A 23,648-nucleotide genomic window follows, 5' to 3' on the forward strand; every position below is an offset into this window, starting at 1 on the left:
CGGGTGTCAGGCGTAGGGCAGTAGCGCCATCTCGCGGGCGTTCTTGATCGCGGTGGCGACCTGGCGCTGCTGTTGCACGGTCAGGCCTGTCACCCGGCGGGCACGGATCTTGCCGCGCTCGGATATGAACAGGCGCAGGGTGTTGGTGTCTTTGTAGTCGACCTCTGAAAGACCCAATTTGGCAAAGAGATTGGGCTTGGGTTTGGTATCGGCGACCTTGGCGCGACGATTGCGGGATGTCTTGGCGGCCATCACCAGCTCGCTTTCCGGACGCCGGGCAGCGACCCGTCGTGCACGAGTTCACGGACTCGCACGCGGGACAGTCCGAACTTGCGCAGATAACCACGGGGCCGGCCGTCCACCGCATCGCGGTTGCGCAGCCGCACCGCGCTGGCATCGCGCGGCTGGCGTGCCAGCTCGGCCTGTGCCGCTATGCGCTGCTCCTTGGTGCTCAATGGCTGCCGGATGATCTCCTTGAGCTCTGCGCGCCGCTCGGCATAGCGCTCGACGATGGCGCGGCGCTGCTCGTTCTTGGCGATCTTGGATTTCTTGGCCATCTCAGCGCTCCTCTCTGAATTCCACGTGCTTACGCACTACGGGGTCGTACTTGCGCAGCACCATCCGGTCCGGATCGTTGCGCCGGTTCTTGCGGGTGACATACGTGTACCCGGTGCCCGCGGTCGACCGCAGCTTCACAATGGGGCGGATCTCGTTGCGCGCCATCAGAACTTCCGTCCCTGCGCGCGCAGCCGTGCCACCACGGCCTCGATACCGTCTCGGTCGATCACCTTCATGCCCTTGGTGCTCACCCGGAGCTTGATGCGCCGGTCCTCCGAGGGCAGGTAGTACGTCTTGAGCTGGATGTTGGGTGACCAGCGGCGACGGGTGCGGCGGTGTGAATGCGACACCGCGTTACCGAAGCCCGGCGACCGTCCGGTCACCTCGCAATGCGCGGACAACGGACCTCCATTCATGCCCATTTGATAATGGGAATCGTTTTCGACAAGTGTTGCCTGGGACTGTACCGTGAAGCTGTTAGTAATGAAAATCGTTTGCATTTAGGTGCAAAAGGGCTGGAAAAGGGAGAGTCATGCGCACGCCGGTGCTACTCGTGTCCGGACAGACCGATACCGACGCGGTCGTGGACGTGTTGGCGCGCGACCCGGGAACTGTCATCGTCACGCACCGATTCGACGGGCATATCGTCAAACGGACCGTCGCGGGGATCCGGGGAACTGCGGAGTCCGTTCTGGAACTGGCTCACGGCTGCGTGTCCTGCACGGTCCGTGATGACCTGCTCGTTCTGCTGCGCAAGCTCCATCGCCGCGACGACGTCGGGCGGATCGTCCTGCACCTGGAGCCATGGCTGGAAGCTGATCCGATCTGCTGGGCGATCAACACCGTGCCCGTTCGTGTCGGACCGGGGTTCGTCGACGGACCGGCTGCCCGTGACGTCGAGATCGCCGGGGTGGTCAGTTGTGTGGACAGCGTGAACTGGTTGCAGCAAGCGCTCGGTGACGACGAACTCGAAGATGGCCGAACTGTCGCACAGGTGGTGATCGGACAGGCCGAGTTCGCCGACGTCCTTGTGGTTCGCAATCCAGAGCCCGAAGTGCTATCGGTATTGCGGCGCTTGTCACCACGGGCCCGCATCACTGCCCGCATCGGTCGCGTCGAGCAGGCCCTTGATCATCTGGAAGAGGACGCACGGTGCGGCCGGTCCGACAATCCGCATGGCGCTCTACTCGGCGGGCAGCCCTCGCTGGCCGTTGACGGTCGCATCGCACTGGTGGAGTTCAACGCGCGCAGGCCCTTCCATCCGGAACGATTGCATGCCGCGATTGATCTGTTGCTCGACGGAGTGATCCGTACCCGGGGCCGGTTGTGGTTGGCCACGCAGGATGAACAGGCGATGTGGCTGGAGTCGGCGGGTGGTGGCCTCAGAGTTTCGGCGGCCGGGAAATGGCTGGCTGCAATGGATTCCGATGAGGTGCTGCGATCCGATCCGGAACGTCGGGCATTCGCCGATCTCATGTGGGACTACCGTTTCGGCGATCGTCACACCGCGATGACGGTGCTGGTATGCGGGGCCGACAGCGCCGAGGTGCTGGACGCATTGCGTGGGGCGCTGCTCACCGATGCCGAAATGGCAAGCCCCGCAAGGTGGCATGAATTCGACGACCCGTTCGGCGATTGGCATGAGGATCCGTGCGAACACGTGTCCGAGCTTGAGGCCTTCCTGTCCTACGGCGAGAACAACACAGAAGGGAACCACTGATGAAGCCCGGTATCCACCCCGATTATCATCCGGTCGTCTTCCAGGACACCACCACCGGAAAAATGTTCTTGACCCGCTCGACAGCGACGAGCACCCGCACCGTTGAGTTCGAGGGCCAGGAGTACCCGCTCATCACCGTTGAAGTGACGGCGGACTCGCACCCGTTCTGGACGGGCGATCGCCGGATCATGGATACCGCCGGCCAGGTCGAGAAGTTCCGCAGGCGCTACGGGACTCGTTAATCGAATCGAGAGCGAGCCTGGCGCGGGAAATTGGCTAAGAATCCCCGCCAGGCTCGCTCTCGATGTGAGGGCTAGGCGCGCGCCGCACGGTTGACGGCCGATACCACCGCGCGCAGTGAGGCGGTGGTGATCGACGGTGCGATACCGACACCCCACACGGTCTGTGCCTCGCCGCCGTGGGGGCCGACAACCATGGCTTCGACGTAGGCCGCGGCCTGCGCATCGTCACCGGCGCTCATGGCGTGCTCGGAGTAGTCCAAGACGTTGACGGTGTAGCCCACGCTCGACAGCGCATCGACGAAGGCAGCCAACGGCCCGTTGCCCGTACCGTGGACTTCAGTTTCCTTACCGTCGATCTTCACCACGGCGGCAATGGAATCCGTGCCGCCATCCTCCTCGGATGCGGTCACCTTCTGGCGAATCCGCTCCAGCGGCGTGATCGGCGCCAGGTACTCCTCGGCGAAGACGTCCCAGATCTCCTTCGGGTTCACCTCACCACCCTCGCCGTCGGTGATCCGCTGGATCGACTGCGCGAATTCGATCTGCAGACGGCGCGGCAGCACCAATCCGTGATCGGACTTCATGATGTAGGCGACGCCGCCCTTGCCGGATTGCGAGTTCACCCGGATCACGGCCTCGTAGTTGCGGCCGACGTCCTTGGGGTCGATGGGCAGGTATGGCACCTGCCACAGGATGTCGTCGACGTCGGAATCTGCCTCGTCCGCATCGCGTTTCATTTGATCCAGGCCCTTGTTGATGGCGTCCTGGTGGCTGCCGGAGAAGGCGGTGTAGACCAGATCGCCACCGTACGGGTGCCGCTCGGGAACCTTCAGCTGGTTGCAGTACTCGACCGTGTGCCGGATCTCGTCGATGTTGGAGAAATCGATCTGTGGGTCCACCCCGCGGCTGAACAGGTTAAGCCCCAGCGTCACCAGGCACACGTTTCCGGTGCGCTCGCCGTTGCCGAACAGACATCCCTCGATACGGTCGGCGCCTGCCTGGTAACCCAATTCTGCTGCGGCGACGGCGGTTCCACGATCGTTATGTGGGTGCAGGCTCAGGATCACCGAGTCGCGACGAGCCAGGTTGCGGCTCATCCACTCGATGGAGTCGGCGTACACATTCGGGGTTGTCATCTCAACCGTCGACGGCAGATTGAAGATGATCGGGTTGTCCGGTGTGGGCTCGATGATGTCGCCGACGGCGTTGCACACCTCCAGCGCGTACTGCAGCTCGGTGCCGGTGTACGACTCCGGGGAGTACTGGAAACGCCAGTGCGTATCGGGGTATTTGGCCGCTTCCTCAACACACTTGCGGGCACCATCGGTGGCGATCTTCTGGATCGCGTCCTTCTCGCCCCGAAAAACCACGCGCCGCTGCAGGATCGACGTCGAGTTGTAGAAGTGCACGATCACCTTGGCGGCGCCCTCGCAGGCCAGGAACGTGCGTTCGATCAGCTCCGGTCGGCACTGGGTCAGCACCTGGACGGTCACGTCATCGGGGATGGCGTTCTCGCTGATCAGCTCGCGGATGAAATCGAAATCGGTCTGGCTGGCCGAGGGAAACCCGACCTCGATTTCCTTGAAGCCCATCCGGATCTGCATATCGAACATCCGGCGCTTACGCGCGGGACTCATCGGGTCGATCAGGGCCTGGTTGCCGTCACGCAGGTCGACCGCCGCCCACTGCGGTGCGCGGGTGATCACCTTGTCGGGCCAGGTGCGGTCGGGCAGCTCGATTTTTTCGACCTCATCGGCGAACGAGCGGTACCTATGCACCGGCATCGAGCTGTTCTTCTGGGTGTTCCACGCCGGTTGGTCGGCCGGAATGGGTCCATTCGGGGTGACGATGCTGCGGGGGGTGTAGTTGAACTCGTCTGAAGAGAAGCTAGTCATGGGAAGGCTCCGGGAGTTTGAGGGGTATCTCGACCGGCAAGCCAACAACCCGCGACAGGAAGCCGGTCTGGATTAGACCCTGTCGCGGCGTCGGAGGAGGAGCGCCCGCTGCATAGACGGGACTCTACCAGCCGCAAGAAGCCCGATCATCTGGCAAGCTCGCAGAGCATGTGGGTACGGCGGGGGATGGTGATGCTGCTGGTTCTGCTGGTGGTCACCGGTTGTGCGCGCACTGTCAGCGGACAGCCGCGGGGAGGAGAACCCGCGCCCGGCGCCGACTCCTTCTTTCACGGCGACCAGCCCGACTATGGACAGAAGCTCAATGCCACCGAGAAGGTGACGCTGGCCTATGCGCGTGCGCTACGGCGGGTGGATCCCTGCGGATTCGCCGCCAGTCTCAAGGACTTCGGAGACCCGGGACAGGTCGTTGGCGACTTTCCGATGTGTTATGCCAGCGTGAAGGTCACAGGTGATCCCGGCCTCACCGAGGTCTCCTACGCGTACTCGATGCAGGACAAGCGGGACATCCCCGCGGCCTTCGTGGTGGGGTCTGTCCCGGTCTACGAGACCGGAGCAGATTGCGAGTACGAGGTACCGCTGGGCCTGGAGCGGCTGCCGGGGGCGCCCTCGAACCCCACGATGCAGGCCATGCTGTCGGTCAGTGCGTACCTGTACGGGTCGGATGAATACTCGGACCCGGACTGCCGGCTTGCCAAGCAGGTGATGACCGCGATCGCCAAGGAGCTGCCGTCGGGATTGCCGGCGCGTTCTGCGCTCAGCGCATATCCGATCAAACTTGCCGAACGCGATCCGTGCGAGATCCTCGGGGAGTATCCGGGAAAGGCGCAGAAGGTCTCCGTGGACCTGCTGGGCGATCCCTTCGGGTGTGATTTCTCGCTATCGGAAACCGATATCGAGTACACCGTGCAGCTGACGAGCAGCGTCGATGACTTCCCGGAGGAGTACACGAAATCGACCCGCGGTGGCGTGACGTATTTCCATAACGAGGATCCGAATCAGCTGACGGGGTGTCACGCGCTGGCGTTGGTGGGAGATCCGTTGTACCCCAAGGATGTCGGCGGCGGTGCGGCGAATACCGATGCTGACGCCTATTTTCCGGCCGTGGTCGCGAGCGCCTTCACGGAAGAAGGGCGAACCGATTGCGGGCAGATGCGGGAGATTTTGGACAAGGCGGTGCGACTATTCGCAAACTCCGCTCGATAGCGCTGGGCCTCGTCGCCGCACTGGCGATCGCGGGGTGTGCGAACGTGGTATCCGGTTCGGCCAAGGGGGGATCGCCCGCGCTCACGGGCGCGAGTCTGTTCGTCGGCGAGGTGGCCACATACGGTCAAACCTTCACGGAAACGCAGATGACCCTGTTGGCTTATCTGCGGGCGTTGCGACGGATCGATCCATGTGGTCTTTTGTTGATGCTCAAGGACATTGGCGCTCCGACCTACATTTCGGGAGATGTGGGTGGCTGTTTCGGTTCCATCAAGGTGACCGGCACGGCGTCCCCGTCGAGTGTGGGTCTGTCGCTGGTACTGGGTGACTATTCGCGGGAGCGGCCCGAATTCACGATCGGTGGCGCACCGGTGTTTCACACCGTGGGCACATGTTTGTACGAATTTCCGATCGCGTTGAACAAGCTTCCGAATGCGCCCGTGTTGAAGGGGACGCGGGTGCCGGCGCTGCGCGTTGTGGTCGTCGACGGTGCCAGGGGCGTGCCCGCACCGAATTGCAAGATGGCACAGCCAGTTATCGGTGTGCTGGCCACGCTGAACCCGGCCGATATGCCCGTGCGTGAGGCATTGAGCGCGTATCCGATCAAGATCGCGGAGCGGGATCCGTGCGAGATTCTCGATGAGTATCCGGGCCGGGTAGATGATCTGAGACCGTCCCTATTTGGCGACCCGTTCTCATGTCGATTCTCGTTGAAAGACAGCGATACTCAATTCGAATTCACCATCAGGACGGGCGTCGATCCGCCGTCGAGGCTGCACGAGGAAATTCGGGACGGTGTCGAGTACTTCCACGGTCAAGACGGCAGCATGTGCACCAGCATGGTGCGTCTGGGTAAGCCGTTGTACGCCCGCGACGTCCCGGGTGGTGCCATGCAGGAGAACAGCACCCCGGAGCGGATTTTCATCGAGGTGCTGAGCTTCTCACTGAAGGCCGGGGACTGTGGATCTACCCGCGCGATGATCGACAAGGCGGTAGGGATCTTCCGGGGTTCGTTCGACTGAGGCGTGCACCGGGACACAATGACGTCATGGACAGCGCCGCGGTCATCGAGGGGCAGGTATCGGCTCTGCTACTGACAGGAGTTCTGTGATGCCCTACGTCGAATCGGCGCAGCGGACCAGGGAAGCGGTCGCGGCCGCGCGTGTGGTGCTGATGCATGAAGGGGTGGGCCGCACCACCATGCGCGCTGTCGCCGGGGAGGCGGGCATCCCATTGGGGACGCTCCAGTACGTCTTTCCGAGCAAGCAGGGCCTGCTCAAGGCGGTGATCGAGGATGTCGTGGAGGAGATCGCGGGAGTTCTGCGCGGTGTCTCGGAAACCGAAACCGGCCTGGAGAACGCGATCCGGCACGGCGTGCGGAATTTCTGGTCACAGCTGGTCGACGAGCATCGGGATCTGCAGCTGGTCCAGTACGAACTCGTCACCCATGCACTTCGGACACCAGGCCTGGAGGATCTCCCGGCCTGGCAGTACGAGCGTTACACCCAGGTCGTCGCCCACTGGTGCCAGGAGGCGGCGCGACGGGCCGGAGAGCGTTGTGCGGTGTCTTTCGAACGGTTGGCTCGGGTGCTTGTGGCCGGAATCGACGGCCTGATCCTGCAGCATGTCGTCAGTCCGGACCCGGCTCGTTCCGCCGAAGACCTCGAATCGCTCAGTGAAATGCTCATTGCCCTCGCGGCGGTGACCGCTGCGTGATGCCCGTTGCTCCGATCCGGGGCCGCCGGGTGAGGCGCGCTAACCGCCGAAACTCTCGCCCCAGCGCTCGGTGAAGGCGATGTCGCTCAGCGCGGGGCGTTGCCGGGGGGCGTGATCGCGCTCGACGGTCGATTCGTCGGCACCGGCGTAATCCTCGAGAACAGATCCGATCGCGACGACGGCGATGGGCCGCACGTTCTCGGGGATACCGAAGACGCTGGGTGCGTCGTCCGCCCGGAATCCGGCCATCGGATGGGTGTGCAGACCGTGCGAGCGCGCCTCGACACCCAGCTGGGCAATCGCCAGTCCGGCATCGACCGCCGCGTAGACGGCGGTGTTGTCATCATCACCTAGGTCGGTGCTCACCAGCACGAGCGCTGCCGCAACTTTTGCGTAAGAGTTTCCCCGATTGAGCAGCTCGACCAGTGCCTCGTAGGTGGCGTCACCGCGCAGGCCCACGATGTATCGGACGGGGAAGCGCTTACCCCAACTGGCGGCCCACCGACCCGCTTCGAGCAGGGCTGTCAGGGTCTCGGGAGCCAGGTTTGCACCGGGATCGAAATGCCGCGGACTCCAGCGCGAGGCGATCAGCGGCTGGATCGGAACCGAGGTGATGGCGGTACGTTCGGTCGGGTTGCCCATACGGGCCAGGTTATCGAGTTGTCGTAACCCCTTATCCTGATGACTGGATCTCTCCCGACCCTGGCCGAACAGCAGGAAGGTATGCCGTGGCGCTCGTCGTCCAAAAGTACGGCGGATCGTCGGTCGCAACGGCCGAACGCATCCGCAGGGTGGCCGAACGCATCGTCGAGACGAAGAAGAACGGCAACGACGTCGTCGTTGTGGTCTCGGCCATGGGTGACACCACCGACGAGCTGCTTGACCTGGCTCAACAGGTCTGCCCGGCACCGCCGCCCCGTGAGCTGGACATGCTCCTGACGGCCGGTGAGCGGATGTCCAACGCCCTGGTCGCGATGGCCATTCACTCGCTGGGGGCCTCGGCGCGCTCGTTCACGGGATCGCAGGCCGGTGTCATCACCACCGGCAGGCACGGCAGCGCCAAGATCATCGACGTCACTCCCGGCCGGTTGCGCTCCGCCCTGGACGAGGGCCAGGTGGTGCTGGTCGCCGGATTCCAGGGTGTGAGTCAGGACAGCAAGGACGTCACCACGTTGGGACGCGGTGGCTCTGATACTACCGCCGTCGCGCTGGCCGCCGCGCTGAAGGCCGACGTCTGCGAGATCTACACCGACGTCGATGGGGTCTTCACCGCCGATCCGCGGATCGTTCCGAATGCGGCCCGGCTGGACAAGGTCAGTTTCGAGGAAATGCTGGAGATGGCGGCAGCCGGAGCAAAGGTGCTCATGCTGCGCTGCGTGGAATACGCCCGGCGATACAACGTTCCGGTTCACGTGCGCTCGTCGTATACCGACAAGCCAGGCACGATCGTCAGCGGATCAATGGAGGACATTCCTGTGGAAGAAGCGATTCTCACCGGTGTCGCACACGATCGTGGCGAGGCCAAGGTCACCGTCGTCGGGATTCCCGACGTACCCGGATACGCCGCCAAGGTCTTTCGTGCCGTGGCCGATGCCGAGATCAACATCGACATGGTGCTGCAGAACATCTCCAAGGTGGAGGACGGCAAGACCGACATCACCTTCACGTGCCCCAAGGAGAATGGGCCCACCGCGGTCGAGAAGCTGGACTCGCTGAAGAACGAGATCGGGTTCTCGCAGGTGCTCTACGACGATCACATCGGCAAGGTGTCGCTGGTGGGTGCGGGTATGCGCAGCCACCCGGGTGTCACTGCCGGCTTCTGTGAGGCGCTGGCCAAGGCCGGGGTCAACATCGAACTCATCTCGACGTCGGAGATCCGGATCTCGGTGCTGGTCAAGGACGATGAGCTCGATACCGCGGTCAAGGCCATCCACGACGCCTTCGAACTCGGTGGCGAAGAGGAAGCCACCGTGTACGGAGGTACCGGGCGATGACCTCCATTGGTGTTGTCGGCGCGACCGGCCAGGTCGGGGCCGTCATGCGAAAGCTGTTGGAAGAGCGTGACTTTCCGGCGTCATCGGTGCGGTTCTTCGCGTCCGCCCGCTCCGAGGGCAAGAAGCTGACGTTCCGTGGCCAGGAGATCGAGGTCGAGAACACCGAGACCGCGGATCCTTCTGGATTGGATATCGCGCTGTTCTCCGCCGGGGCCACCATGTCCCGGGTGCAGGCACCACGGTTCGCCGAGGCAGGCGTCACCGTCATCGACAACTCGTCGGCCTGGCGCAAGGACCCGGACGTTCCGTTGGTGGTTTCGGAGGTGAACTTCGATCGCGACGTGCGTGGCGTGAAGCTGCCGAAAGGCATTATCGCCAACCCGAACTGCACCACCATGGCTGCGATGCCGGTGCTCAAGGTGTTGCACGACGAGGCGGGCCTCGCCCGGCTGATCGTGTCGACCTACCAGGCGGTGTCGGGCAGTGGCCTGGCCGGCGTGGAAGAGTTGGCCACTCAGGTACGCGCCGGTATCGCCGATGGTGAGCAACTGGTGCACGACGGCTCTGCCGTCAGCTTCCCGGAACCGGTGAAATATGTTGCACCCATTGCCTTCAACGTGATCCCGCTGGCCGGCTCGCTGGTCGACGACGGCTCCGGTGAGACCGATGAAGACCAGAAGCTGCGTCATGAGAGTCGCAAGATCCTTGGCATACCAGAGCTTTTGGTGAGCGGTACGTGTGTGCGGGTTCCGGTCTTCACCGGACACTCGCTCTCGATCAATGCCGAGTTCGAGCGTGAGCTGACGGCCGCGCGTGCCGCTGAGCTGCTTGGCGCGGCGGCGGGCGTCACCCTGGCCGACGTACCCACGCCGCTGGCCGCGGCGGGTGCCGACGAATCCCTGGTGGGCCGGATCCGTCAGGATCCGGGCGTTCCGGGTAATCGCGGTCTGGCGCTGTTCATTTCTGGAGACAACCTCCGGAAGGGTGCCGCGCTGAATACGATTCAGATCGCCGAACTGCTCGTCGCGAGCTGACTCACAGGAACTTCACGGGTTTTCCCTGGGCAATGGTCAGTCCGTTCGGCCATGCTCGGGGCATGACAACTCCAGACAATCCCGATACACCAACGAATCCGGTGTCTGTTCCGCAGGCACCCGCGCCCGCGCCGCGTTCGGCGAGTAACACCTTGCTGGTGAAGATCGCCGCCGTTGTCGGCATCGTCGCGGGTGCATTCGTGATCCTCGGCGTCACCTTCGGTCTCGGCGTGCTGGCCGGCTCGCAGTGCGGGCATGGTGGGCACGGCGGTCCTGGTGGCCCCGGTGAGCACGGCCGGCACATGATGTTCCAGCGGGACGGTCAGCCTCCGATGCTTCCCCCCGGTGGGCCGGTCATCATCGAGCGCGGTCCTGCGTTCATCCCGCCGCAGCCGCCCGAGCGTCAGGACCGGCGCGACCAGCCGCCGCCGCCCGCGCCCTCCACGCCACCCGCACCCTCCGCGCCGCGCCCCTGACCCGGGTCCATCGCGATCCGACTGCCCGGCGCCACTGGCTACCCTGTCCTGGGATGGTTAGTGGCGCCTTGGCGCCGGATGGGAGATGAGGCGTGCGGCGCATCAGGGGCAGCACGGTCCTGCTGACCGCGCTCCTGACGTTCACAAGCCTGCAATTGCCCTGCTTCCCAGCCGCATTCGCTGACCCGCTGCAGCCCGCGTCGCTGCCTGCGCTGAACCCCGGTGAGGTGGTGCGTGTTGGGCCGGTCGCGGGAACGGGCACCGCGACCTCCGACTACAACCTGGGCGCGACCGATCTGTGCGAGTTCATGGTTTTCACCGGCGGGATGCTGCAGATCTGTGGTGACAGCTTCGCAGGGCAGGGCGTGGGATACGGCGGCTGGTACTCGCCGGTGGCGCTACGCGTCGACACGGAAACAGTGCCGAACGCATCCGGTGTGCGTCACTCCGGTGTGCTGGGCACCGACCGCCCACTTTTGGAAGACCCGACGCCGCCGGGATTCTCGCAACTTCCCTCGGGCGTCATCGACATCAACGGCACTAACTGGCTGTTCATCGCCGTCACCAAGAACTTGGTTCCGCAGTCGACACGGTTGGTGAAGCCTGACCCCTTCCGTGCCGGATGGCCGACCGTGCCCGGATCGGTACGACCCGGTGATTACGCGAATGGCCAGCAGACTCAGATCAGCGGCTATTACGACCCGCTATGGACCCCTGAGTCGCCGAAGGGGTGGGTGTACATCGTCAGCGACGGATTCGATCGTTCGCGACCCGTGGTTCTGTACCGGGCCAAGCCGGACACGTTCACCGACCGCGCGACGTGGCAGGGGTGGGGCGCCGATGCTCACGGCAGATGGACCTGGGGTGCCGCCGTGACGCCGTTGTGGGATGACCACCTGGGCGAGCTGAGCATGAAGATGGTCGACGGACAGGCGGTGCTGTCTTACTTCAACCAGACCACGGGCAACGTCGAGGTGCGGGTTGCCGACAACCCCACGCGGCTCGGCGCGGTACCGGCGACCACGGTGGTGAACGCCGGGGCTTGGCCCGAGGTCGCCGACGAGCTGCCCGAGTCGTGGGACAACACCTTGGCTCAGCCGTATGGCGGATATATCGGGCCGGACTCCACGCTTGATCGGCTCAGCATTTACGTCAGCCAGTGGAACACCGATTCGCGCGACCATGCCCCCTATCGGGTGATCGAATTCGCGGTGAACCCGTTGCGGGCCGGTGTGGGCTAACTAACATCCGCTTGTTACCAGAGTTATCGACGCGTCTATGGCGGCTGGTTAGGATAGTTGCCGATGATTGCTAGCGGAACCTTGATCGACATCGCCGCCGATGAGTGGATAACCGGCGGGCAGGGTTCGCGTACCTTCGAATCTGTGGACGCTGAGGAGCTGGCAACCCGCGCAAGCGAGGCCCTGGCGTCTGGAGACGACAGCGAGGCGTTGCGTCTCGCCAATGATGCGCTGGAGCTGGAGCACAAGAATTCCCGGGCCTGGCGCATTCTGGCGTACTGCCTCGGCAGCATGGGGCGGCACTTCGATGCGATTGATTGCGCACTCTCTGCCGTGCGATACGGCGGCCATGACGCCATCAACCACTACGCCCACGCGTGGGCGCTCAAGGGTGCCAGCAAACCAAATGAAGCCCTCGCGGCGGTCGATGAGGCCCTCGATATCGAGTCCGGATTCGCCGATGCGCTCGCACTGCGCGCGGTGATCCGCAATGAGCTGGGCGACCGGGCGGGGGCCATCGAGGACATGCGCAGGGCGCGGGCGCTCTAGCCCTCCAGCGGGTGCCGCTTGAGGAACTCGTCGATGAGGGCGTTGACCTCGTCGGGGCGTTCCAATGCGGCCAGATGTCCGGTGTTCTCCATGATCACGAACTCGGCGCCGGGGATCGCTTCGGCCATCAGCTCGGTCTCGGCGACGGGAAAGGTGGGATCCTCGCGCCCGGCGACAACCAGGATCGGTGTACCGATGCGCCCGAACAGCTCGCGTTGGTCGGGCCGTGCCGGAACGACGCTGTTGACCGCCCAATAGACCGAGTCGACGTTGAGATCGCGCAGTTCGGCGCGGATCGCCTGTTCTACCTGGGGGCGCTCGCGCATGATGGTGGGGCCGACAAAGGCCTTCACCGCGCGGGTGGTGAGTGGTTCGCGGAATTTTCCCAGCAGCCGGACTATCTCGGTGAGCAGCCGAAACTCGACGGTCTGACGCATGTTCGCGCGCGAGGCGGTGGCGTTCATCAAGACGGACGCTCCGGCACGGCCGGGATGCAGTGCCGCGAAGGTTCCCCCGATCATTCCGCCCCAGGAATTGCCCACGAGGTGTGCGCGCTCGATGCCGAGGGTGTCGAGGATTTGTTCGATGCTGTGTGCGCAGTCTTCGAATCGGAACATTCGGTGCAAGGCCTGGCTGTCACCATGGCCGGGCGGGTCGACGAGGATCACGGTGTAGCGGTCGGCGAAGTATCGGGCCTGTTCGGCCCACATGGACCCGGTCATCAGCAGGCTGGGCCAGAAGAGGATGGCGGGCCCGTTACCGCCGACCCGCACATGCAGGCCGCCGAGGCAGCTCTGGACGTACCGGTCCTGCAATGCGGCACCGCTCATGCGCAGCAGGCTAGCGGTTGTGGGCGGTTGACAGGGAAGATCTGCAGAATGTGGACATGATTGCTGCCCGGTTCCTGCCGCCAGTGCTGCTCATCTGCTCAAACATCTTCATGACCTTTGCCTGGTACGGGCATCTGAAATTCAAGGATCACCCGTTGTGGGTGGTGGTCCTCGTCAGCTGGTTCATCGCATTCTTCGAGTACTGCCTGGCAGTTCCCGCGAATCGTCTTGGCAGTGAGGTGTATTCGGGCGCCGAGCTCAAGGCGATGCAAGAGGTCATCACGCTAACGGTGTTTCTCGGTTTCGCGGTGTGGTACCTGGGGGAGAAGCTCACCCTGAATCACCTGGTGGGGTTCGTATTGATCGCCGCCGGGGCCTACTTCGTATTCAACGGCCCGTTCGGATAGAGACACCATTTCTTGACTCATTCCAGAAAAGGCGCATACTGGTGAGGTGACCGCAGTACAGCCCCCCGCCCCAGCCGCTGCATTGCGCAGGGCGGGACTGCGTGTCACGGCTCCGCGCGTCGCGGTTCTGAACGCGATTGCGGCGCATCCACATTCAACCGCAGATGTCATCGCGATGGTGGTGCGTGCCGATCTTGGGAAGGTGTCCACACAGGCCGTCTATGACGTGCTCAAGGCCTGTGTGAGTGCCGGGCTGGTGCGACGTATCGAACCGGCTGGTTCCGCGGCGCTCTTTGAGACGCGTATCGGCGACAACCATCACCATCTGGTCTGTCGCCGTTGCGGTGCCGTCACCGATGTGGACTGCACCGTCGGGCATGCGCCGTGCCTGGAGCCGTCACATACCGCGGGGTTCGTGGTCGACGAGGCCGAAATCGTGTTCTGGGGCCTGTGCCCCGAATGTCAGCCCAATTAATCAGGTTTCGAGGAGGTTTTCATGTCCATCCGTACAACCACGAACACCGGTATCGCAGTGGAGAGCGACGACGAGTCGTTGACCGCGGGCATCCAGGGCCCGGTTCTGTTGCATGACCACTATCTGATCGAAAAGCTTGCGCAGTTCAACCGGGAACGCGTTCCCGAGCGCATCGTGCACGCCAAGGGTGCCGGCGCGTACGGAGAGCTCGTCGTCACCGCGGACGTCTCGAAGTACACCAAGGCCAAGCTGTTTCAGCCGGGTGCGAAAACAGCGTCACTGGTGCGCTTTTCGACGGTGGCAGGCGAACAGGGAAGTCCCGATACCTGGCGTGACCCGCGTGGTTTCGCCATCAAGTTCTATACCGAGGACGGCAATTACGACCTGGTCGGTAACAACACCCCCGTCTTCTTCATTCGCGATGCCATCAAGTTCCCGGACTTCATCCGCTCGCAGAAGCGGTTGCCGGGATCAGGATTGCGGGACCACAACATGCAGTGGGATTTTTGGACGCTGCGTCCCGAGACGGCACACCAGGTCACCTGGTTGATGGGTGATCGCGGGATCCCGAAGAACTACCGCCACATGAACGGATACGGCTCGCACACCTATCAGTGGGTCAACGCAGAGGGGGAGCGTTTCTGGGTGAAGTACCACTTCCGGACCGATCAGGGCCAGGATTTCCTGACCCAGCAGGAAGCGGATGCACTCGCCGGGTCCGACGCCGACGCGCATCGTCGCGATCTGTGGGATGCGATCGAGCAAGGCAATTTTCCGAGCTGGACCCTCCATGTGCAGATCATGCCGGTGGCCGAGGCACAGGGATACCGGTTCAATCCGTTCGATCTGACCAAGGTTTGGTCCAAGAAGGACTACCCCTTGATCGAGGTCGGCAAGTGGACGCTCAATCGCAACCCGGGGAACTACTTCGTCGACATCGAGCAGGCTGCCTTCGAACCATCGAATATCGTTCCGGGAATAGGCTTCTCACCCGACAAGATGCTGCTCGGCCGGGTGTTTGCCTACGCCGACGCACATCGGTACCGGATCGGCACCAACTATGCGCAGTTGCCGCCCAACGAGGCGCGGGCCGCGACCGTGAATTCCTACTCCAAGGAGGGCGCGATGCGGTATCACTTCAATGATCCCGAGGTTCCGGTGTACGCCCCCAACTCTTTCGGGGGTCCGCATGCCGATCCGCAGGCAGCGGGCGACCTGGGGGCGTGGGATTTCGACGGCACCGCCGTGCGTGCCGGGTATGTCCAGCACGCCGAGGACGACGACTTCGTCCAAGCCGGAACCTTGGTCCGTGAGGTGCTGGACGATGAACAGCGCGCGCGGCTGGCGAGCAACATCGTGGGCCATGTGCTGGGCGGCGTCAGTGAACCCGTGCTGTCCCGAGTGTTCGAATACTGGAAGAACGTAGATCCGGAGCTGGGCAAGGCCGTCGAAGAGGGCGTTCGCGCCGGTCTCGACGCGCAGTAGGGGAGTTCTTGGATGGCGCCGGTTCTCTTCAAGGGGGCCGGCGCCATCCGTATGCTCGTCGTATGTCCAATGAGGCCGTCTACACCGCAGAAGCCACGTCGACCGGGGGAGGCCGTGACGGGCATGTGCGCTCGTCGGATGGCCGGATAGATCTAGACACCCGAATTCCAAAAGCAATGGGCGGCAACGGCGAAGGCACCAATCCTGAGCAGTTGTTCGCGGCCGGGTACTCGGCGTGTTTCTTGAGCGCACTCAATCTGGTGGCGCGTATCGCGAAGGTGCAGCTCGACCCCGCGACATCGATCACCGCGAAGGTGGGAATCTCCAAGACCCCGGAGGGCGGATTCGATCTGTCGGCCGAGCTGGATGGGTACCTGCCCGGGCTGTCCCAGGAGGTCGCCGATGACCTGTTGGAGCAGGCGCATGAGGTATGCCCGTACTCCAACGCGACCCGCGGCAACATCGAGGTGACGGTCAAGGCGCGGGTCTGATGCGCGGGTTCGTCGTCGCGGGGGTATCGGCGCTGGCCTTGGTGTTCGCGCCGGCGGCCCAGGCGGTTGGTCCGGATGCCGTCGTGCTCAAGCCCAAGGTGGTGAATTCGATCGTCGGCACCGAACTTCCCGTCACCCGGACTGTCGAATCTCCGACGGCCGGCTACCAGGTGAGCGAACCGAGTTGTCTGAGCTTCGTCGATGTGGGGCTGGACGAGGTGTTCAACGGTAACGGCGAATTAGCCGAGTATCGCGGGCAGACGTCACAGAGATCGGATTCGGACACAACGTATTCCGTGAAGCAGGCGGTGGGGGTTTTTCAGCGCCCGATCGCCGCGGTGGATCCGGTTGTCGCGCTGTTGTTCGTGGACAACTGCTACGGCGTACCTCTGGATGTGACCGATGGCCAGGGTGCGCGGGAAACGTGGACCATCACCAAGGGCAAGTCGGGAGACACCACGGCCAGCTGGTCGATGGCCAGCGCCACCGGGACTACTTGCTACGTGCAGATGCGTGCGAAGCGCGAGGTGTTATTGCAGGTGAAGGCGTGTGTACCGAAGAATGGCGAGAACATCGCCGCGGCCCTCGCCGATGCCATGGAGGGACGGGCATGACCATCAAGATCGCCTCGGCCGTGACTGCTGCGACGGTGGTCGCGCTTGCGCTGGCCCCCGTTGCGGGAGCTCGTCCATCCGATCCGGGCGTCGTGAACTATGCGGTGCTCGCGCGCGGATCGGTGAGCAATGTCCTGGGGGCGCAGCTCGGGTCGCATAGTGAGTTCACCCAGCCGTTCCAGGCGTTCTCGGTGGATATCCCCGAATGCAACAACTGGTCGGATATTGGGCTCGATGAGGTGTACGCCGATCCGGATCTGGCCTCGTTCCGGGGTGCGACGACGCAAGACTCGGCCACGGATGCAACGCATTTGGTCAAGCAGTCGATCGGGGTGTTCGCCAACGACGATGCCGCTGACCGCGCATTCCATCGAGTGGTGGACCGCACTCAAGGATGCTCCGGTCAGACGGCCACCTTGCTCCTGAATGACGGCCGACGCGAGGTGTGGACATTCACCGGACCCGCGGCCGGTGCCGCCGACGCCGCGTGGATGAAGGAGGAGGCCGGTCTCGACCGTCGCTGCTTCAACCAGACCCGCAGGCGCGAGAATGTGTTGCTTCAGGCCAAGGTCTGCCAGCCGGGGAACGGCAGCCTTGCGGTGAACGTGCTGGCCAACACGATGCAAAACGGCCTGGGCCAGTAGGGGTAGGTGTGGGGGATTGCTTCTTTTTCTGGGGCTTATCGTCGTCCCGTTTTTGTTGTGGTCGATATTTGATCCGAAGAGCCAGTGGCAGGTGCTGTCTTCCTGGAAATACCGGAACCCCGAAGCCAACGAGCCCAGCGAGGCTGCCTACGCGATGACGCGGATCGGCGGTGTTGTGGGTCTGGTCGTGCTGGTGGTGGTTGGGTACAAGATGGTGCAGGCCGACCGGAAGTATCGAGATCTGATGCCGCCGGCCAGCTCTGCGTCGATCACAAGCGCGCTGGATAGTTGAGTGTGCGGATCGTGTCGACATCCGGCCGGAAAACGACACGATCCACACACTCGATTGGTCCTTACACCGACGCGGCGGCCTCATTGAGTTCGTTGAGCGTGTTGGTGGCCTCCAGGTACTCCTGGACCCAACGCTCGATGACCGCGGCCGACTTCTCCACCTTGGTGAACTGGCCGACGACCTGGCCGATCGGGTTGAAGGCGACGTCGATGGTCTGATCCGGGAACTTGTGAGTGGCTGCCACCGCCATCCCGGAAACCATGTACTGCAAGGGCATTCCCAGCGGTTCGGGATTGCCCTCGGTCTGCCAGGCCTCGGTCCAATCGTTCTTGAGCATCCGGCACGGCTTGCCCGTGAAGGACCGGCTCCGCACGGTGTCGCGGCTGGTGGCCTTGACGTAGGTGTCCTGTTGCACCGCGGTGTTCTCGGCCTCCTCGACCATGAGCCACTGCGAGCCGCTCCATGCGCCCTGCGCACCCATGGCCAGCGCTGCGGCGATCTGGTAGCCGCTGCCGATACCCCCGGCGGCCAGCACGGGCACCGGTGCGATCTCCTTGACCACCTGGGGCCACAGCACGATCGAGCCGACCTCACCGCAGTGGCCGCCACCCTCGCCGCCCTGGGCGATGACGATGTCCACCCCGGCGTCGGCATGCTTGCGGGCCTGCTTGGGCGAACCGCACAACGCCGCGACCTTGCGGCCGGCGTCGTGGATGTGCTTGATCATGTCGGGCGGCGGGGTGCCGAGCGCGTTGGCGATGAGCGTCATCTTGGGATGGCGCAGCGCGATCTCCACCTGGGGGGTCGCGGTGGCTTCGGTCCAGCCCAGCAGTTGCAGGGCGTTGTCATTGCCCTCTTCGACGGGTACTCCGTGGTCGGCCAGCAGCTTGCGACCGAAATCCAGATGCTCCTGCGGAACCATCGACTGGAGCATCTTGGTGAGGTCTTCGGCCGACATGTTCGCGTCCATGCCCTCGTACTTGTTGGGGATGACGATGTCGACGCCATAGGGATGGTCACCGATGTGCTCGTCGATCCAGTTCAGCTCGATTTCGAGCTGTTCGGGGGTGAATCCGACGGCGCCCAGCACGCCGAAGCCACCGGCCTTGCTCACCGCGACGACGACGTCCCGGCAGTGGGTGAAGGCGAAAATCGGGAACTCGATACCGAGTTCGTCGCAGATCGGGGTGTGCATGACTTCTCCTTGGGTGATGGGAAGAGGGGCAGGCGGAGGGCGGGATGGGGTCCCGGCAGCGGACTAGTAGGAGGGTCTAAAAACTGGAACGTGTTCTAGTTTAGAACAGGTCCTGCACGCCCGTCCGGCGGCTTCCCTACACTCACGCTGACCTAATCGCACGAGCCGGGAGTAGCCAGCGCATGTTTCCGCATATGGGAGTGCCGGACGCGGCCAATACCGCCTGGGTTCTGACGAGTGCCGCGCTGGTGCTCCTGATGACCCCGGCGCTGGCCTTCTTCTATGGCGGCATGGTGCGCGCCAAGAGCGTCCTCAACATGATGATGATGTGCTTCTCGGCCGTCGCCGTGGTGTGGGTGCTCTGGGTGGCCTTTGGGTACTCGATGGCGTTCGGTACCGACATCGGTGGCGGACTACTCGGCGATCCGTTCCAGTTCGCCGGATTGCAGCATCTGTTCGAGGGCGACTACAAGGCCCCCTCGGTGCCGCTGTGGGGCCAGACCAACATTCCGGCATTGGTGTTCGTCATGTTCCAGGCGGGGTTCGCCATGGTGACGGTGGCGCTCATCGCGGGTGCGGTCGCCGACCGGATGCGCTTCCTGCCGTGGATCGCGTTCACGGCACTGTGGGCAACTCTGGTGTACTTCCCGGTGGCGCACTGGGTATTCGCGGTTGAGGGCACCACTGCCGACAAGAGCGGATGGCTCGCGAACCTGGGCGTCCTCGACTTCGCGGGTGGTACGGCCGTGGAGATCAATTCGGGTGCTGCCGGATTGGCGCTGGCCATCGTTCTTGGCAAGCGGCGCGGATGGCCGCGCGAGGCCATGCGCCCCCACAACCTGCCTGCCGTCATGCTCGGTGCCGGGCTGCTGTGGTTCGGCTGGTTCGGATTCAACGCCGGTTCGGCGTTGGCCGCCGATGGCACCGCCGCGATCGTCATCGCCAACACCCTGGGTGCGGGCGCCATGTCGATGGCAGCCTGGCTGCTGGTCGAAAAGGTCCGGCACGGCAAGCCCACCTCATTCGGTGCGGCCTCGGGCGTCGTCGCGGGTTTGGTGGCCATCACGCCTTCGTGCGCCGCGGTCACGCCCATCGGCGCGCTGGTGATCGGTGCGGTGGCCGGTGCGGTGAGCTCTCTCGCCATCGAACTGAAATACCGTCTGGGATATGACGATTCGCTCGACGTGGTGGGTGTGCACCTGGTGGGTGGCGTGGTCGGTACGTTGATGATCGGTGTTGTCGGCAGTGCCGCGGCCCCCGCCGGTGTCAATGGGCTGCTGTACGGCGGCGGGTTGCATCAGTTCTGGCTGCAGCTGGTGGGCGTGGCGGCGGTGCTCGCCTACTCGGTTGCGGTCACCGGGGTCATTGGGCTGGGCCTTCGCCATTCCATGGGCATTCGGTCGCATCCGCAGCACGAGTCCGATGGTCTCGACGACGCCGAGCATGCGGAGTCGGCCTACGAGCTGGCCACCACCCGCGGTGGTGGGCTCATCAACCCGGGGCTCTGAATCTGCCGATCCCGGGTAGAAACCGTCCGACCCGGGATCCGTAGTCGCGGTAGGTCTTGCCGTGTGCCGCGAGTAGATACGGCTCTTCGACCACCCGCACCTGCAGTTCGATCGAGGCGGCGAGCAACACGAAACCGCTGAGGGCCAACAGGTTCGGGGTCATGAGGACCGACCCGGCCGCGAAGGTCAGCATTGCGGTGAAGATCGGGTTGCGCACCCAGCCGAAAACGCCGCTGCTCACCAACGTGGTGGTCTCGCGGGTGTCGACGCCGACCCGCCACGATTCGCCCATGGTCTGCTGAGCCCCGACCGTAGCGACGATTCCCGTTGCCGCCAGTGCGATTCCCGCGACTTGAAGGGATTGATGATCCAGTGCGGGAAGGGGCGCGATGAGTCCCGCCAGCTGCAGGATGGGTGCGAACAGGGCGGCGATTATCGCGGCGATGAATCCCACCCCCGCGAACCATTCGCGTGACCCGGGGCGTCCGTGGAATCCGCGGACGCCGGTGGAGCCGGTGGCTCGCCACTGTCGGTAGCTCTTCCAGCCCAGCCCGGCGGCGATGAAGACCAGATAGACGACGAGCGCTGCCACGGCCATGAACTTCCCTCCATTAATGCAGACATTCGCATGTAACAATATTTCGAGAGGAGTGTCAATAACCCAGGGGGTCATTCCCGCTGCTCGTCTAGGCTCCTGCGGTTATGAGGTCTGTTCTGGGGGTGGCGTCGGTTCTTTGTGTGCTGGCGATGGCGGCGTCGTCGGGCACCGCCTCGGCGAATCCTGACGAGTTACCGGTGCTGGTGGACGCGCTCCCCGGTCTGATGCTTGAGCCCGGGGACGTGAGTCCCGTCGTGGGGTCCGGCATGTCTGTTTCCGGAGATTGGGCCGGGCTGGTGTCAGATCGGACCGACAGACCCGAATGCGGCAGTGTGGTTTTGGCGTCGGCAGCCAGTTACGAATCCTCCAATTACTTGTCTGGGCGGTACCGGTCATTGACGGACGGGCCGAGCTGGACGCGCTTGGTGGACCAGAGCATGGTGATCTTTCCCGAGTGGTCGGATGCGGCGAACTTCGCGCTCGGTGAGGCGGATCGCTGGCGGGCCTGCGAAAACCAGCGGGTCACTTCGCTCCTGCCGCAACCTGACGGAAGCACGCGTCGTGAATGGGTGCAGCTTCGCAAGATCGTCCAGGTGCAGGAGGTTCTGGTGGTCGGGTACGCGTGGCCGACGGATTACGGCGGAGCCATGTACTGCCAGCACGCGCTCGCGCCACTACGGAACGTGGCTATCGACGTGCGGGTTTGTGGTCAGCGCGACGGGAACCGTGCACTGGACCTCATCCAGGCCCTGCTGCCGCGGGTGGCTCAGGCGTAGGAACGCTCAAAGATGCTGTGACAAAACCTCTCTCGGGTAGCCTCGATGCGTGCCCGACAGAGATGGCCTCATCGTCTGCGGCGAGACGCTGGTCGACGTGGTGCCCGCGGCCGACGGATTGTGGCGCTCGGTACCGGGCGGTGGTCCGTACAACACCGCGATCGCCGCCGCCCGGCTTGGCACGCGAACCGCTCTTCTCACGCAGGTGTCTCACGACGTCTTCGGGCGCCGGTGCATCGACAACCTGACCGCGGCGGGTGTCGACGAGTCGTTGGTGATACGCCATGACGTCCCTACGACATTGGCCATCGCGGAAATCGACGAGCTGGGTGTCGCCCAGTACCGGTTCTATTGGCAGGGAACCACCAATGATGTTGCTCCACCATCGCTTCCTGTTGCGGCGCTCGCGCCGGTGGCGGTATGGGCGGGCTCAATCGCCAGCGTCCTCTGGCCAGGGCGCGAGGCGCTGCGGGCCTGGATAGTCGAGCACTATTCGGACGCTCCACTCATTTTCGATGTGAATGTGCGCCCAACGCTCCTGGGCGACCGCCAGACGTATATCGAGCGCATCACTTCGTGGCTGGCTCTCGCGGAGGTGGCGCGGGCCAGCACCGAAGACCTCCAGTTCCTGTACCCGGGCGTATCGATCGCGGGTGTGGTGGGCCGCTGGTTCGATGATTACCCCCGCATCCGGATCGCGTTGATCACCTGCGGTGCGGCGGGCTCGCTGGCCTTCCGGCGGGGCGAATCCTCGCCGCTGCGCATCCCCGCCCACCAGGTCAGCGTTGTGGACACCGTCGGTGCCGGGGACACGTACACCGGCGCCTTCCTTGACGGGTTCTATCAGCGGCGGCTTGAGCTGTCCGAGGCGCTGCACCGTGCGGCGGTGGCGGCGGCGATCACCTGCACCCGTTCCGGAGCACAGCCGCCGGATTCGGCTGAGCTGGCCAACGAGCTGCGCCGCATCGGGTCCTAGAGTTCAATACACAAGAATCGGGGGCCGAGGCCAGGGGGTGAGCATGCGATCAGTGGTGGGGGCACTGGTGGCGGTACTCGGCGTCCTGCACCCGGCTGTCGCGGCCGCCGAACCATCGCCCCATGTGCCGCCTTCGGCGATCGACCGCCTGATGCTCACCCAGCGAGAGGCCGAACGGGTGATGGGCGTGGCTCTGCCCAATGTCCAGCGGCAAAGTGCCACCTTCGCATTGGACACCGATCGCCCGGACTGCGGAAGTGTGGTGTTGGCTTCGGTGTCGAGCTATGACAGGTCCCCTTACGTGGCCGCGCATTCCCAGGCACTCTGGGATCACGCCGGCTGGTTCACCCTGGTCGATCAGAGCGTGGCCGTCTTCGGCACCGATGCGGAGGCCCGCGACTTCGCGCACAGCGAGGCCGATCGCTGGCGGGCGTGTGAGCATCAGACCATCAACGTCTCCGAGCTGGCCATCGACGGCACCACTCTGGTGGCGACGGTGGATATTCGGGATGTCACGCAGGTCGACAACCTGCTCGCGGTCGGCTATTCACGGAACGATTCGGCGTATGCGTCATGTCAGCATGTGCTTCTCAGCGAGCGCAACGTCACCATTGATATCCGAACGTGCTCAACGGTTTCCAAGAGTGACGGTGAGCGGGCATTCGAATTGATGAAGATCGTCGGTCCACGAGTGTGGGAGGCATAAGT

General features: G+C 64.0%; 29 protein-coding genes and 1 pseudogene. 21 read left to right on the forward strand and 9 right to left on the reverse strand.

From position 1 onward, the window contains the following. Positions 1–6: 6 nt before the first annotated feature. From rpsR to rpmB, 4 genes are read right to left on the reverse strand one after another with little or no spacing between them, the layout of a single operon-like run. Positions 7–252, reverse strand: coding sequence for a 30S ribosomal protein S18 (gene rpsR / locus HBA99_RS01635; RefSeq protein WP_057963556.1), 246 nt, complete (start codon positions 250–252; stop codon positions 7–9). Continuing rightward, positions 252–557: a 30S ribosomal protein S14 gene (gene rpsN, locus HBA99_RS01640; protein ID WP_070951656.1), complete on the reverse strand. Its 306-nt coding sequence runs from the start codon at positions 555–557 to the stop codon at positions 252–254. Before rpsN ends, rpsR begins: the two co-directional genes overlap by 1 nt. Before the next feature lies 1 nt (position 558). After that, positions 559–723: a 50S ribosomal protein L33 gene (rpmG, locus tag HBA99_RS01645; RefSeq protein WP_030095992.1), complete on the reverse strand. Its 165-nt coding sequence runs from the start codon at positions 721–723 to the stop codon at positions 559–561. Beyond that, positions 723–959, reverse strand: coding sequence for a 50S ribosomal protein L28 (gene rpmB, locus HBA99_RS01650; protein ID WP_030095991.1), 237 nt, complete (start codon positions 957–959; stop codon positions 723–725). The genes rpmG and rpmB overlap by 1 nt, the downstream gene beginning before the upstream one ends. 131 nt (positions 960–1,090) lie before the next feature. On the opposite strand from rpmB, the gene mrf reads away from it, so the two are divergent. Together mrf and HBA99_RS01660 are read left to right on the forward strand one after the other, a co-directional pair. After that, complete coding sequence (gene mrf, locus HBA99_RS01655; RefSeq protein WP_070923302.1) at positions 1,091–2,278, forward strand: ribosome hibernation factor-recruiting GTPase MRF; 1,188 nt, start codon at positions 1,091–1,093, stop codon at positions 2,276–2,278. Then, positions 2,278–2,520: a type B 50S ribosomal protein L31 gene (locus HBA99_RS01660; RefSeq protein ID WP_030095989.1), complete on the forward strand. Its 243-nt coding sequence runs from the start codon at positions 2,278–2,280 to the stop codon at positions 2,518–2,520. The genes mrf and HBA99_RS01660 overlap by 1 nt, the downstream gene beginning before the upstream one ends. Positions 2,521–2,591: 71 nt before the next feature. On the opposite strand, the gene leuA is transcribed toward HBA99_RS01660, so the two are convergent. After that, complete coding sequence (gene leuA / locus HBA99_RS01665) at positions 2,592–4,415, reverse strand: 2-isopropylmalate synthase (protein WP_057963558.1); 1,824 nt, start codon at positions 4,413–4,415, stop codon at positions 2,592–2,594. Positions 4,416–4,601: 186 nt separating this feature from the next. Between leuA and HBA99_RS01670 the strand changes: the two genes are divergently transcribed. From HBA99_RS01670 to HBA99_RS01680, 3 genes are all read left to right on the forward strand, one after another. Beyond that, positions 4,602–5,639 (forward strand): hypothetical protein, encoded by a 1,038-nt coding sequence (locus HBA99_RS01670; RefSeq protein ID WP_070951655.1) that lies wholly within the window; start codon positions 4,602–4,604, stop codon positions 5,637–5,639. 146 nt (positions 5,640–5,785) lie between these two features. Then, positions 5,786–6,661, forward strand: coding sequence for a hypothetical protein (locus HBA99_RS01675; RefSeq protein WP_057969017.1), 876 nt, complete (start codon positions 5,786–5,788; stop codon positions 6,659–6,661). An 88-nt stretch (positions 6,662–6,749) separates the two neighbouring features. Beyond that, complete coding sequence (locus tag HBA99_RS01680; protein ID WP_070951654.1) at positions 6,750–7,355, forward strand: TetR/AcrR family transcriptional regulator; 606 nt, start codon at positions 6,750–6,752, stop codon at positions 7,353–7,355. Between the two features lie 39 nt (positions 7,356–7,394). Here HBA99_RS01680 and HBA99_RS01685 read toward each other — a convergent pair whose 3' ends face one another. Continuing rightward, positions 7,395–7,997, reverse strand: coding sequence for a nitroreductase family protein (locus HBA99_RS01685; protein ID WP_070951653.1), 603 nt, complete (start codon positions 7,995–7,997; stop codon positions 7,395–7,397). A gap of 86 nt (positions 7,998–8,083) precedes the next feature. Here HBA99_RS01685 and HBA99_RS01690 point away from each other — a divergent pair, with 86 nt between their 5' ends. The 5 genes from HBA99_RS01690 to HBA99_RS01710 all read left to right on the forward strand — a co-directional run bounded on the left by HBA99_RS01690 (position 8,084) and on the right by HBA99_RS01710 (position 12,649). Next, on the forward strand, positions 8,084–9,349 hold the full coding sequence (locus tag HBA99_RS01690) for an aspartate kinase (RefSeq protein WP_030095982.1): 1,266 nt from the start codon (positions 8,084–8,086) through the stop codon (positions 9,347–9,349). Continuing rightward, positions 9,346–10,383, forward strand: coding sequence for an aspartate-semialdehyde dehydrogenase (locus HBA99_RS01695; protein WP_057969006.1), 1,038 nt, complete (start codon positions 9,346–9,348; stop codon positions 10,381–10,383). The genes HBA99_RS01690 and HBA99_RS01695 overlap by 4 nt, the downstream gene beginning before the upstream one ends. Before the next feature lie 62 nt (positions 10,384–10,445). Next, positions 10,446–10,859: a hypothetical protein gene (locus tag HBA99_RS01700; RefSeq protein ID WP_131727312.1), complete on the forward strand. Its 414-nt coding sequence runs from the start codon at positions 10,446–10,448 to the stop codon at positions 10,857–10,859. Between the two features lie 92 nt (positions 10,860–10,951). Then, positions 10,952–12,100 (forward strand): DUF4185 domain-containing protein, encoded by a 1,149-nt coding sequence (locus tag HBA99_RS01705; protein WP_420063456.1) that lies wholly within the window; start codon positions 10,952–10,954, stop codon positions 12,098–12,100. Between the two features lie 63 nt (positions 12,101–12,163). Beyond that, positions 12,164–12,649 carry a tetratricopeptide repeat protein gene (locus tag HBA99_RS01710; protein WP_057969003.1) on the forward strand — a complete coding sequence of 162 codons (486 nt, stop codon included), beginning with the start codon at positions 12,164–12,166 and terminating at the stop codon, positions 12,647–12,649. On the opposite strand, the gene HBA99_RS01715 is transcribed toward HBA99_RS01710, so the two are convergent. Beyond that, positions 12,646–13,479 carry an alpha/beta fold hydrolase gene (locus HBA99_RS01715; protein WP_057969002.1) on the reverse strand — a complete coding sequence of 278 codons (834 nt, stop codon included), beginning with the start codon at positions 13,477–13,479 and terminating at the stop codon, positions 12,646–12,648. The genes HBA99_RS01710 and HBA99_RS01715 overlap by 4 nt on opposite strands. A gap of 56 nt (positions 13,480–13,535) precedes the next feature. Here HBA99_RS01715 and HBA99_RS01720 point away from each other — a divergent pair, with 56 nt between their 5' ends. From HBA99_RS01720 to HBA99_RS01750, 7 genes and pseudogenes are all read left to right on the forward strand, one after another. Further along, positions 13,536–13,886 (forward strand): DMT family protein, encoded by a 351-nt coding sequence (locus HBA99_RS01720; RefSeq protein WP_030095976.1) that lies wholly within the window; start codon positions 13,536–13,538, stop codon positions 13,884–13,886. Positions 13,887–13,932: 46 nt separating this feature from the next. After that, positions 13,933–14,361: a Fur family transcriptional regulator gene (locus HBA99_RS01725; RefSeq protein WP_030095975.1), complete on the forward strand. Its 429-nt coding sequence runs from the start codon at positions 13,933–13,935 to the stop codon at positions 14,359–14,361. Between the two features lie 21 nt (positions 14,362–14,382). After that, on the forward strand, positions 14,383–15,846 hold the full coding sequence (locus tag HBA99_RS01730; RefSeq protein WP_070923310.1) for a catalase: 1,464 nt from the start codon (positions 14,383–14,385) through the stop codon (positions 15,844–15,846). Between the two features lie 62 nt (positions 15,847–15,908). Then, positions 15,909–16,337, forward strand: a complete 429-nt coding sequence (locus tag HBA99_RS01735; RefSeq protein ID WP_030095973.1) for an organic hydroperoxide resistance protein — start codon at positions 15,909–15,911, stop codon at positions 16,335–16,337. Next, entirely contained in the window at positions 16,337–16,951 is a 615-nt protein-coding gene (locus tag HBA99_RS01740) for a sensor domain-containing protein (protein WP_070951652.1), read from the forward strand. The genes HBA99_RS01735 and HBA99_RS01740 overlap by 1 nt, the downstream gene beginning before the upstream one ends. Continuing rightward, the gene (locus HBA99_RS01745; protein WP_057968999.1) at positions 16,948–17,595 is read left to right on the forward strand and encodes a sensor domain-containing protein; all 648 of its coding nucleotides are present in this window, start codon (positions 16,948–16,950) and stop codon (positions 17,593–17,595) included. Before HBA99_RS01740 ends, HBA99_RS01745 begins: the two co-directional genes overlap by 4 nt. Before the next feature lie 16 nt (positions 17,596–17,611). Further along, positions 17,612–17,974: pseudogene (locus HBA99_RS01750) on the forward strand (DUF6199 family natural product biosynthesis protein). Here HBA99_RS01750 and HBA99_RS01755 read toward each other — a convergent pair. After that, positions 17,949–19,082 (reverse strand): nitronate monooxygenase, encoded by a 1,134-nt coding sequence (locus HBA99_RS01755; protein ID WP_070923314.1) that lies wholly within the window; start codon positions 19,080–19,082, stop codon positions 17,949–17,951. The pseudogene HBA99_RS01750 and the gene HBA99_RS01755 sit on opposite strands and share 26 nt — an antisense overlap. A 182-nt stretch (positions 19,083–19,264) precedes the next feature. On the opposite strand from HBA99_RS01755, the gene HBA99_RS01760 reads away from it, so the two are divergent. Beyond that, positions 19,265–20,590 (forward strand): ammonium transporter, encoded by a 1,326-nt coding sequence (locus tag HBA99_RS01760; protein ID WP_070923316.1) that lies wholly within the window; start codon positions 19,265–19,267, stop codon positions 20,588–20,590. On the opposite strand, the gene HBA99_RS01765 is transcribed toward HBA99_RS01760, so the two are convergent. Continuing rightward, positions 20,574–21,188, reverse strand: coding sequence for a methyltransferase family protein (locus tag HBA99_RS01765; RefSeq protein ID WP_070951651.1), 615 nt, complete (start codon positions 21,186–21,188; stop codon positions 20,574–20,576). The genes HBA99_RS01760 and HBA99_RS01765 overlap by 17 nt on opposite strands. Positions 21,189–21,310: 122 nt before the next feature. Here HBA99_RS01765 and HBA99_RS01770 point away from each other — a divergent pair, with 122 nt between their 5' ends. The 3 genes from HBA99_RS01770 to HBA99_RS01780 are packed head-to-tail and all read left to right on the forward strand — an operon-like array spanning position 21,311 to position 23,646. Beyond that, the gene (locus tag HBA99_RS01770) at positions 21,311–21,964 is read left to right on the forward strand and encodes a sensor domain-containing protein (protein WP_081347636.1); all 654 of its coding nucleotides are present in this window, start codon (positions 21,311–21,313) and stop codon (positions 21,962–21,964) included. A 49-nt stretch (positions 21,965–22,013) separates the two neighbouring features. Continuing rightward, positions 22,014–22,940: a PfkB family carbohydrate kinase gene (locus HBA99_RS01775; protein ID WP_070923321.1), complete on the forward strand. Its 927-nt coding sequence runs from the start codon at positions 22,014–22,016 to the stop codon at positions 22,938–22,940. A 43-nt stretch (positions 22,941–22,983) separates the two neighbouring features. Continuing rightward, positions 22,984–23,646, forward strand: a complete 663-nt coding sequence (locus HBA99_RS01780) for a sensor domain-containing protein (protein WP_057963585.1) — start codon at positions 22,984–22,986, stop codon at positions 23,644–23,646. Positions 23,647–23,648: the final 2 nt, after the last annotated feature.

The sequence above is a fragment of the Mycobacteroides chelonae genome (assembly GCF_016767715.1).
GTDB lineage: Bacteria > Actinomycetota > Actinomycetes > Mycobacteriales > Mycobacteriaceae > Mycobacterium > Mycobacterium gwanakae.